This is a genomic window from Prevotella sp. oral taxon 317 str. F0108, from assembly GCF_000162415.1.
Classification (GTDB): Bacteria; Bacteroidota; Bacteroidia; order Bacteroidales; family Bacteroidaceae; genus Prevotella; species Prevotella conceptionensis.
Genome location: NZ_GG740074.1, coordinates 494,976 through 503,543, shown reverse-complemented (window position 1 = coordinate 503,543; position 8,568 = coordinate 494,976). Strand labels below are relative to the sequence as shown.

The following is an 8,568-nucleotide window of genomic DNA, read 5'->3' as shown; positions in this document are numbered from 1 at the left end:
AGGGTTTAACTTTGTGAAAGCCAAGAACAGGTGCTAGAACAGATATTGGAATAAAAAGGATTATTGTGATTGTGTTATTGTATTTCCAACTATAAATTGGATGCCAAAGGATTCATGTTCCTACGTAATATTCCAAGAGCTTGCGTATAATACTAATTTGATGATGGGATATCTACTATCAGAATTGAATCTGCACCATTACCAAAATGTGCTTGATGTATTATCAAATCCAACTTTTAATTTTTCTTTCTCAACCATTTGCTTGAACAACTCACTCACTACAAAGGTAGATTTGTATGTGGCATCTCGCACAATCAGCATTTCCTCGTCTATGGAGGCTTTGATTACTTTCGGTTCACTTAGGATTCTACTCCCGTCTGTCAATATTCTATAGCCTGATTTTTCATAATCAATGATTGGCTTTATACATTTTATTCTGCCCAGGTAGAAGACGTAAGTGACATCATTAAGGAGTATTTGGCATGGATGGAAATCAATTTTGCCGGAAAGATATTGTTTCGTTCTCTCCATAAACCTTTGCGAGAACAGCGGAATACCGCCAAACCGACTGTTTTCCAAATAGTCTGCTTGAGCAAGCAATTGGTGCGTAAATCCCTTTTGGGCAACTCCACTGAACTTAACGTTGACAATATATTTCTCATCTTCAATATCTGAAAAGAAATACCTTGATAATTTGTCGTATGAACCATTTAAGGTGACAAATGTATCTTTCTTATTGATGTTTTTTCTTAGAAAGAACCACATAATGTTTTAGTTTACGCCGGCATACACTACGTCTCCACGTTCAGTGGCAAAACTTAGGCACGTACCTTTTTAATGGCATAGAACAAAAGACATCGCAAGGTTGCGATGTCTTTTGTTCCTTATTTCTCTTTTTACTTCACCTTATACGTCGTTCTCACCGTGATGCTAGCCACCTTTTCTTTGCTGCTTGTGTTGAACGTTCCGCCCCAGCTGTATTCCTCCTCGCTGTTAAGACCTACAATTTGGAACACACCCATTGATGAAGACACAATTGCGCCAACCTTCGAGTCGCTGCCCTTCGCGATGGTTTGAGCGCGTTCGTATGCGTTGGCCGATGCTTGGTTAAGCATCTCCATCTTCAAGTCGTTCAGTTTCGTGTAGTAGTAGAGCGGTTTCTCGCTACTGAAATCCATTCCGCGATTGTACAGCTCGGAAATGCGTTGGTATACACTTTCTACGCGTTTGAGGTCGTTCGAACTAACCGTGAAAGTCTGCGAAACGGCGAAACCATTTTCAAGCGTTACGTATTTACGGCTGTCTTCGTCCCAAAAGTCTTTCGTACGTTTGCTGATGTCCACGCTGCTCATTGTTATTTCCTTTTCGGGAATGCCGTGCGTTTGTAGGTATTGGCGCATCACGCGAGCCGCCTTTTCAAACTCGGTAAAGGCCGAACTACGTGTAGAACCCTCGGCGTTAACCGAGATTTTCCAGACGATAAGGTCGCTCGTAATTTGTTTTTCGGCCATACCGGTAACGTTGATGTTGGGTTCTCCCTCTCTAAAATTCTTGAAACCTGCGGCTATTAGCCAAGCTCCGATAACAATCACTACTCCGATAATGGAGGTGATAATGATTTTTGTCTTGTCCATACGATATTAAGTTTATTCGTTCATTCGTTCATTAGCTCATTAGTTTACCAATCCGCGTGTATTCGTGAAAGGTTATACTGATTGCTCTTTTTGCAAAAATAGCGAAAAGAACGATAGGTTGTTACAAATTCGCCTTGTTTTTTTCTAACGGACATACATTTTTAAATAGTTTTAGGTTTTCTCGTTGGGTTTCTTTCGGTTTAAAATGCTTAACTTTGCAATACACATTATATAATGCCTCACGAAACATGTATTATCTCGAACGACTTTGGATTTGGATTACCCGACTTACCTGTTGCCGTGGTTTCGGCATTCAGTCGCCGTCGGCCTACTCGTTCGTGCGCTACGTGGTTAACGAGCATTATCCCTATTATGCCTACGCCGACTTAGCCGATAGCTTTCCACAATTGGGCAAACGAGAGCGCAAGTTGGGCGAGTTTTATTTTCGTCTGGCCAACTTCGCGCAGGCCTATCAGTGGCTTTGTTGTGGCTCCATGCCGCATTGGCTTGCCCCTTATGTGCAGGCCGGATGCAAGGGTACAGCGGTTGTCGGCCTTAAAGAGGCGGAACTACACGTAGGCATTTCGCCCGAACATCCCCTTGTTGTGCATCTGCTCGACCCTTTACGTGCCGAGGAAACCTACGAGCGGGTGCTGCCGATGCTCAATCAGAAGTCTATACTTGTTGTAGAAGGCATCGGCTATTCGCATCATGCTCGGCAGTTATGGCAAAAGCTGCGCCACGACTTGCGTACGGGCGTAACCTTCGATCTGCATTATTGTGGGCTGGTGTTCTTCGATACCGTACGCCCCAAGCAGCACTATGTTATCAACTTTTAACCTAACAACCCCTCTCTTTAAGTATGAAAGTTTACACCAAAACAGGCGACAAGGGTACCACAAGTATTGTGGGCGGTGCCCGCATAGACAAGTCGCACGCTCGCATTGAGGCCTACGGCACCATTGATGAGCTTAATTCTGCCCTAGGTTATCTGCTTGCGCTGTTGCCCGAAGGCTCGCATGTGTCCTTGCTCGAAAGTGTTCAGCACGCACTTTTCAACATCGGTTGCCACCTCGCCACCGACATCGAGCCAGGAAACGAAACGGATGCGCCTTGTCTCGACCCGTCTTGCGCTGTGCAACTAGAAACGACCATCGACCGGATGCAAGAAAAATTGCCGCCCCAAACCCACTTTATCTTACCTGGGGGAACGCCTGCGGCAGCCTGGGCGCACGTCTGTCGCACCATTTGCAGGCGTGCCGAGCGGCGTGTTGTGGCCCTATCGCACGAGGCGCACGTGGCATTCTCTGCCTTACAATACCTTAATCGGCTCTCCGATTACCTATTCGTTTTGGCACGTTTTATCAACCATAATGCCGATTTGTCGGAAAAAACTTGGCAAAACACTTGCAAATAACAATAAAAGTGTTATTTTTGCAGCCTAAACCGAAAACATTAACAAGAAAAACTATTAAGATATGTATTGGACATTGGAATTGGCATCTAAACTAGAAGATGCGCCTTGGCCTGCAACCAAGGAAGAACTCATAGACTATGCTATGCGTTCGGGTGCACCTTTGGAGGTGTTGGAGAACTTGCAAGAGATAGAAGACGAAGGCGATGTCTACGAGAGTATCGAAGATATTTGGCCCGATTATCCTACAAAGGAGGACTTTCTCTTCAACGAAGACGAATATTAATCATATTGAAAAGGGGGATGTGTTTGGGTAAAAGCCCAGCACATCCCCCTTTGTCTTGCTTGGTGGGCGCGTAACAGGGCTTTGCCCTAGGATGTCGCTACGAAGGTTAAAACAGCCTAGTAAATGCAGAGGGGCTGGGCTTTCTTAATGGAACAAGAATTTACTTAGCCGCTCAGCCCATTGCTCGCCAATCATTATACAGCCCGCTTGCCCCCATCTTAACCTTCCCTTTACTCCGCCTTACACCTCACTGCTTATGTTTAAAAAACTTTCTCGGCTCAGTCGCCCTTGGCTTATTTTCCTCGCCATAACTGCTTGGTTGTTAGTTATGGTGCTATCTTTTATCTTGGCTTATAGCTATGCGCGCAGCGTGGCCGCAAGCGATGGCGTTGAAATTCCAACGTTATGGCAATTCCTCTTTGGCGATTAGCCTGCATGGCAGCCACAACAGAAAGTCGGCACACTTGTTGCATCGTGATTGAAACGTGTTTAGGGCAGCCTTTACAACGCTTAATCGCCCTTTTTATCTAAAAAAGTAAGTATCTTGGCGTTTTAGCCTTGTACTCCAAATACTCTTTTCCGTAGGTTTGTGCGCAATAACGCTCTTCTCCAAGGATGGTGAAGTGGGTTGCAATGACGAACGGAACTATCACAATGAGCAGCCAAAGCGAGGCCGAAGCAATACAGGTGCCGAACATTCCTGCGAAAAAGAAGAAGTACATGGGGTTGCGCGACCAGCGATAGATGCCGCTCTTGATTGTTTTCCCTGCTGGGTCGATGCCATAACTATGAAAGGCCCAGATGAAGGCGGCAAACGAAAGTGCAAAGATTGTGCTGCCTATCAGAAACCATGCCGTTCCCAATTTGAATGGAACGAAGATTGAAAGCACAAGCAGAACTATTTGAAGAAATGTGCTTACCATAGCCCAAAACTTGTCGCGAGGCGTATACCACGATGTGTCTACCGCGCGCTTTCCCACTTCGCGGAAGAGGGCCATATAAACAAATTGTATCACTACCATGCCAAACGCGGGTATCCAAGCGTTAAGCCAGCCTAGTTTGAGGGTTGTGAAGAATGATAAATCTAACATATTGCTTTGAGTTTATGAGGTTATGAGTTGATGAGTTGGTGAGTTTATGAGTTGACAAGTTAACGAGTTTCAAATTCATGGGCTCGCGAATATATGAGTCAACACGATTACCCTTTTTGCAAAGATAAGACAAATTGTTTAACGGCACAATCACCAAAAATAGTGATTTTGTTCGCGCGTTTTATCTGCAACTTGATGCCTTGGCAGCACATGTTTCTTTGCCACGAGCCTGCTTTTGGTAGACATTCATTATTTTAGAAGTCTTCCGAAAAACAGTTGAACGTGGTTCTTGAAATATCTTAGCCCATCAAAGCCCTTTCCAAAATCACGTATGTTGCCGATTATTTTCGTAACTTTGCACCATGCAAACAAAAGAAAAAGAGCTGATATTGCTAAGTTTCGACACCGAAGAGTTTGATGTTCCGCGCGAGCATGGCGTAGACATCAGCTTGGAAGAAGGCATGCGCGTGTCGGTAGAAGGCACAACGCGCATTCTCGATTGTCTGAAATCTAACGGCGTTCGCGCCACTTTCTTCTGCACGGGCAACTTCGCCGAGCAGGCACCGCGCCTAATTCGCCGCATCATGGACGAGGGGCACGAGGTGGCTTGCCACGGAGTGGACCATTGGAAACCTGTTCCCGAAGACGTATGGCGGTCTAAAAACATACTCGAACGTGTGGCGGGCGTACCCATGCACGGCTATCGGCAGCCCCGTATGTTCCCCGTGAGCGACGATGCACTGGCCGAGGCGGGCTATCTGTATAACTCTTCGCTCAATCCTGCCTTTGTTCCAGGCCGTTATATGCACCTCACCACGCCCCGCCGTTGGTTTATGAAGGGCGAGGTAATGCAAATTCCGGCCTCGGTTACCCCCCTTTTGCGTTTTCCTTTGTTTTGGTTGTCGTTACACAATCTGCCCCAATGGCTGTACAACGCCATGGTTAGGCGCGTGTTGCGGCACGATGGCTACTTCGTAACCTACTTCCATCCTTGGGAGTTTTACGACCTCAAAGAGCATCCCGAATATAAGATGCCCTACATCATACGCAACCATAGCGGTGTGGATATGGTTAACCGACTAGACCGTTTGGTAAAGATGATGAAACGGCGCGATGCAGAGTTTATAACCTATACCCAGTTTGTTGAACGAAAGAAGGGGGAGAAGAGATGACGCGATTGGCTATTGTTTCGCCTTGTTACAACGAAGAGGCGGTGCTAGATACCTCGGTGGCGCGCCTAACACAGCTGCTCGATACGCTGGTCAGCTTGGGCGATGTGTCGGCCGAGAGCATGATCGTGTTTGTAAACGATGGTAGCACCGATGCCACTTGGCAGCTGATATGTCGCCATCAGCGCGAAAACCACTATGTGCGGGGTATTAATCTGGCCCGAAACGTGGGTCATCAAAGTGCCATCATGGCCGGAATGCTCACCGCTAGGCATTGGGCCGACGTGGTGATAACCATTGATGCCGACCTGCAAGACGACCTCGCAGCCATTCCTCGCATGCTGCAACATTATCGCGAGGGTAGCGACATCGTGTATGGCGTTAAGGTTTCGCGCAAGGCCGACCCCGTTTTCAAACGCCTTTCGGCTGTGGCTTTCTACAAGTTGCAGTCTAAAATGGGCGTGAAAAGCGTGTTCAACCATGCCGATTTCAGGCTGATGAGTCGCCGCGCACTGGATATTCTTGCTGGTTATGGCGAACGCAACCTCTACTTGCGTGGACTGATACCCATGATAGGGCTTGAAAGCAGCACAGTAGACGACGTGATAAGCGAGCGCACGGCAGGCACATCGAAGTACACTTTAAAAAAGATGCTGTCGTTGGCACTCGATGGCATAACCTCGTTTTCGGTTCGTCCCATATACCTTATATTATATATAGGCCTCTTTTTCCTTTTCCTCAGTCTTGTGGCGGGCGTGTATGTTGTTCATGCACTCATTGTTCACACGGCCTATCCGGGTTGGGCTTCCATCATGTTAAGCCTTTGGCTCATAGGCGGAGTTATCATGTTGTCTATCGGTGTGGTGGGTGTTTATGTGGGCAAGATATACACCGAAGTGAAGAACAGACCTTTGTTTAACATACGCGAGATAGTTGGCGATGACGACCACACAAAGGTTTAAAGGTTGGTGGAAAGGCCATCCCGCCTTTCGGGCGCACTTTTGGCGTGTGTTTCGCTTTGGCATTGTGGGCGCGATATGTACAGCCTTGCATTATGGCGTGTATTGTCTTTGCCTGTTGTTTGCCAATGCCAACGTGTCTTACACCGTGGGTTACGTGGTTGGTTTGTTGTGCAACTATGTGCTAACCACCTATTTCACCTTTCAAAGTAAGGCCACTCGCGGCAATGTTGCGGGCTTTGTGGCCAGTCATGCGGTAAACTATCTCATGGAGATTGGTTTGCTCAACCTCTTCCTTTGGTGGGGACTTAGCAAGTGGTTGGCACCAATCGTGGTGATGGCCATTGCCGTACCCATAAACTTTTTGTTGCTGAATGTGGTGTATAAGAAAAGGAGTAAGGAGTAAACCTCACCCCCCAGCCCCTCTCCAACGGGCGAGGGGAGTAATATGTTTTGCTGATTACGGGTGGAAGTTTCCCACCTTTAATATTATGAAGTCGCTTTGACTTTTAAAGTATCTATACAAGGATGCAAGAAAAGGAAGACGACCAATGCCATATATGTCACCGACAGCCAGGGAATACCGCAGAATTACAAGGCTTGCCCAGTTAGTGCGAACTACGGCAGATTGCTTAAAAATTTCTTCTATCTGATTTATGTCGTGTTGGTAGATGGTAGATAGTGTTTCAGAAACCTCTCCTAATTGTGCAAGAGACTCTTGCGTATTTACATTTCCTTGATTACCTGTAGCTTGAATTTGCGCAAGAGGCTCTTGCGCAAATTGATTGAGTTCGCTTGTTAGTTGTAATACATTAACAACCGAAGGACTATTAAGCTCTTTCTTAACGCAGATGTGGGTTTTGACACTGAACAGTTCAGGCAGAGATGCCATAAACACGACGTTTTCCCAAATGTCGCTTTCAACAAACGCCGAGGAAAGCAAAGGGAGGAAAAACTCCTAGACGAATTGCTGTAAAAGCACAGGTATTGCATTGAAAGAACCAATGCGTGGATAGATTCATACAGAAACGTACTGAATAGGTTTGATAAAACGCTATCTAGTTGGAAGGCATGGAACTATATAGCATTCATACTAATTCTTCTCAAGAAGACAAGAAAGGGAGAAAAGTCAAGATGACTTCGTATAATTAAACCTTTCATACACAAAACTCTGTTAAAAATTCATCTTCCATTCATAGCACCAATCCCTTAATCTATTAATAGCATTGCTATCTTCTAAGTAATTCAATTCAGGAAGTTTTAAAATCCTAAGACCTGCACCAGCGATTATTTTTCCTAGTTCTTTTGCTGCAAATAAAAAAGGAATTAGGGGTGTCGGTATTAAAACACAGACACGATAAATTTGTTGGAGTTTTAGTGTGTATATAACAAAAAAACCACGATATCTATTGTCTTGAGTTAAGTAAATACCATCATCTATGGATATGTTTTGAGCAGTCCAAAGCCTTTCTGGAAGATAGAATACTTCTGGATTTGCTATTTGTAACCTCAAATCATCATAATATGAGTCAGTCAGAAATGAGTATCCCGTTTTTGCAAAAAGTAATAGATAAGCATTTTTTATTAGTGCAGATCCAATCCTGCGCTCATCTCGTTTTAGAGGATAGTCAGCTATATCTATTATTTCATCAGGCAGAAGGATATTATTATGAAAAAACTCCCATACACGTGGGTTATTTCTTTTCTCATTGATAAATAATTTTATGTTCTTATTGTCTTCAACAATAAGTTCTGCATTCAATCGTTGATTCTCTTTTTCAACTGTGATCTTTCTATTTGTCTTTGGTAAAAACAAACGCTGTTCTCTTGCTTTAATGGCATTGTACAGATGCACATCTATCTCAGAACCGCAAGTACTATTGCACTGCCTACACGTAAGAGTAATCCTGCTTCCACCAAGTGATGCTTGAGGAACGTCTTCCTCCGTAAGAATTTTACGTACCTCTTGTTTTGTAAAAGATTTCATACACAAAGGACACAAGTAGTCTCCCTGA

Annotated in this window: 11 protein-coding genes and 1 pseudogene; 7 read left to right on the top strand and 5 right to left on the bottom strand. The window is 45.0% G+C overall.

Annotation, left to right across the window (positions count from 1 at the left end; translation table 11 throughout):
• Positions 1-198 precede the first annotated feature (198 nt).
• Positions 199-765 (bottom strand): hypothetical protein, encoded by a 567-nt coding sequence (locus HMPREF0670_RS11415; RefSeq protein WP_009231305.1) that lies wholly within the window; start codon positions 763-765, stop codon positions 199-201.
• Positions 766-896: 131 nt separating this feature from the next.
• The gene (locus HMPREF0670_RS11410; RefSeq protein ID WP_009231304.1) at positions 897-1,634 is read right to left on the bottom strand and encodes an SIMPL domain-containing protein; all 738 of its coding nucleotides are present in this window, start codon (positions 1,632-1,634) and stop codon (positions 897-899) included.
• 215 nt (positions 1,635-1,849) lie between these two features.
• Between HMPREF0670_RS11410 and HMPREF0670_RS11405 the strand changes: the two genes are divergently transcribed.
• From HMPREF0670_RS11405 to HMPREF0670_RS16745, 4 genes are all read left to right on the top strand, one after another.
• Positions 1,850-2,473, top strand: a complete 624-nt coding sequence (locus HMPREF0670_RS11405) for a hypothetical protein (protein ID WP_009231303.1) — start codon at positions 1,850-1,852, stop codon at positions 2,471-2,473.
• Between the two features lie 23 nt (positions 2,474-2,496).
• Positions 2,497-3,051, top strand: a complete 555-nt coding sequence (locus HMPREF0670_RS11400) for a cob(I)yrinic acid a,c-diamide adenosyltransferase (protein WP_009231302.1) — start codon at positions 2,497-2,499, stop codon at positions 3,049-3,051.
• A gap of 61 nt (positions 3,052-3,112) precedes the next feature.
• Positions 3,113-3,334, top strand: a complete 222-nt coding sequence (locus tag HMPREF0670_RS11395; RefSeq protein ID WP_009231301.1) for a DUF2795 domain-containing protein — start codon at positions 3,113-3,115, stop codon at positions 3,332-3,334.
• 256 nt (positions 3,335-3,590) lie between these two features.
• Positions 3,591-3,764, top strand: a complete 174-nt coding sequence (locus tag HMPREF0670_RS16745; protein ID WP_198009299.1) for a hypothetical protein — start codon at positions 3,591-3,593, stop codon at positions 3,762-3,764.
• A gap of 97 nt (positions 3,765-3,861) precedes the next feature.
• Here the strand turns inward: HMPREF0670_RS16745 and HMPREF0670_RS11390 are convergent, their stop codons facing one another.
• Positions 3,862-4,425: a methyltransferase family protein gene (locus HMPREF0670_RS11390; RefSeq protein ID WP_009231300.1), complete on the bottom strand. Its 564-nt coding sequence runs from the start codon at positions 4,423-4,425 to the stop codon at positions 3,862-3,864.
• A 362-nt stretch (positions 4,426-4,787) separates the two neighbouring features.
• Here HMPREF0670_RS11390 and HMPREF0670_RS11385 point away from each other — a divergent pair, with 362 nt between their 5' ends.
• Genes HMPREF0670_RS11385 through HMPREF0670_RS11375 form a run of 3 tightly spaced genes read left to right on the top strand, consistent with a single transcriptional unit; the run spans position 4,788 to position 6,959 of the window.
• Positions 4,788-5,597, top strand: a complete 810-nt coding sequence (locus tag HMPREF0670_RS11385; RefSeq protein ID WP_083786851.1) for a polysaccharide deacetylase family protein — start codon at positions 4,788-4,790, stop codon at positions 5,595-5,597.
• Positions 5,594-6,556, top strand: coding sequence for a glycosyltransferase family 2 protein (locus tag HMPREF0670_RS11380; protein WP_009231298.1), 963 nt, complete (start codon positions 5,594-5,596; stop codon positions 6,554-6,556). Before HMPREF0670_RS11385 ends, HMPREF0670_RS11380 begins: the two co-directional genes overlap by 4 nt.
• Complete coding sequence (locus tag HMPREF0670_RS11375; RefSeq protein ID WP_009231297.1) at positions 6,534-6,959, top strand: GtrA family protein; 426 nt, start codon at positions 6,534-6,536, stop codon at positions 6,957-6,959. Before HMPREF0670_RS11380 ends, HMPREF0670_RS11375 begins: the two co-directional genes overlap by 23 nt.
• A gap of 150 nt (positions 6,960-7,109) precedes the next feature.
• On the opposite strand, the pseudogene HMPREF0670_RS16415 reads toward HMPREF0670_RS11375, so the two are convergent.
• Both HMPREF0670_RS16415 and HMPREF0670_RS11365 read right to left on the bottom strand, forming a co-directional pair.
• Positions 7,110-7,400: pseudogene (locus HMPREF0670_RS16415) on the bottom strand (hypothetical protein); the annotation flags it as partial.
• Between the two features lie 327 nt (positions 7,401-7,727).
• Positions 7,728-8,568, bottom strand: an 841-nt coding sequence (locus HMPREF0670_RS11365) for an HNH endonuclease (protein ID WP_232213912.1), incomplete at its 5' end; no start/stop codon positions are given.

What these genes read in the sequence shown, in the direction of transcription:
- HMPREF0670_RS11415 (WP_009231305.1), bottom strand. Translation starts at nt 765, where the DNA reads ATGTGGTTCTTTCTAAGAAAAAACATCAATAAGAAAGATACATTTGTC.
- HMPREF0670_RS11410 (WP_009231304.1), bottom strand. Translation starts at nt 1,634, where the DNA reads ATGGACAAGACAAAAATCATTATCACCTCCATTATCGGAGTAGTGATT.
- HMPREF0670_RS11400 (WP_009231302.1), top strand. Translation starts at nt 2,497, where the DNA reads ATGAAAGTTTACACCAAAACAGGCGACAAGGGTACCACAAGTATTGTG.
- HMPREF0670_RS11395 (WP_009231301.1), top strand. Translation starts at nt 3,113, where the DNA reads ATGTATTGGACATTGGAATTGGCATCTAAACTAGAAGATGCGCCTTGG.
- HMPREF0670_RS16745 (WP_198009299.1), top strand. Translation starts at nt 3,591, where the DNA reads ATGTTTAAAAAACTTTCTCGGCTCAGTCGCCCTTGGCTTATTTTCCTC.
- HMPREF0670_RS11390 (WP_009231300.1), bottom strand. Translation starts at nt 4,425, where the DNA reads ATGTTAGATTTATCATTCTTCACAACCCTCAAACTAGGCTGGCTTAAC.
- HMPREF0670_RS11385 (WP_083786851.1), top strand. Translation starts at nt 4,788, where the DNA reads ATGCAAACAAAAGAAAAAGAGCTGATATTGCTAAGTTTCGACACCGAA.
- HMPREF0670_RS11380 (WP_009231298.1), top strand. Translation starts at nt 5,594, where the DNA reads ATGACGCGATTGGCTATTGTTTCGCCTTGTTACAACGAAGAGGCGGTG.
- HMPREF0670_RS11375 (WP_009231297.1), top strand. Translation starts at nt 6,534, where the DNA reads ATGACGACCACACAAAGGTTTAAAGGTTGGTGGAAAGGCCATCCCGCC.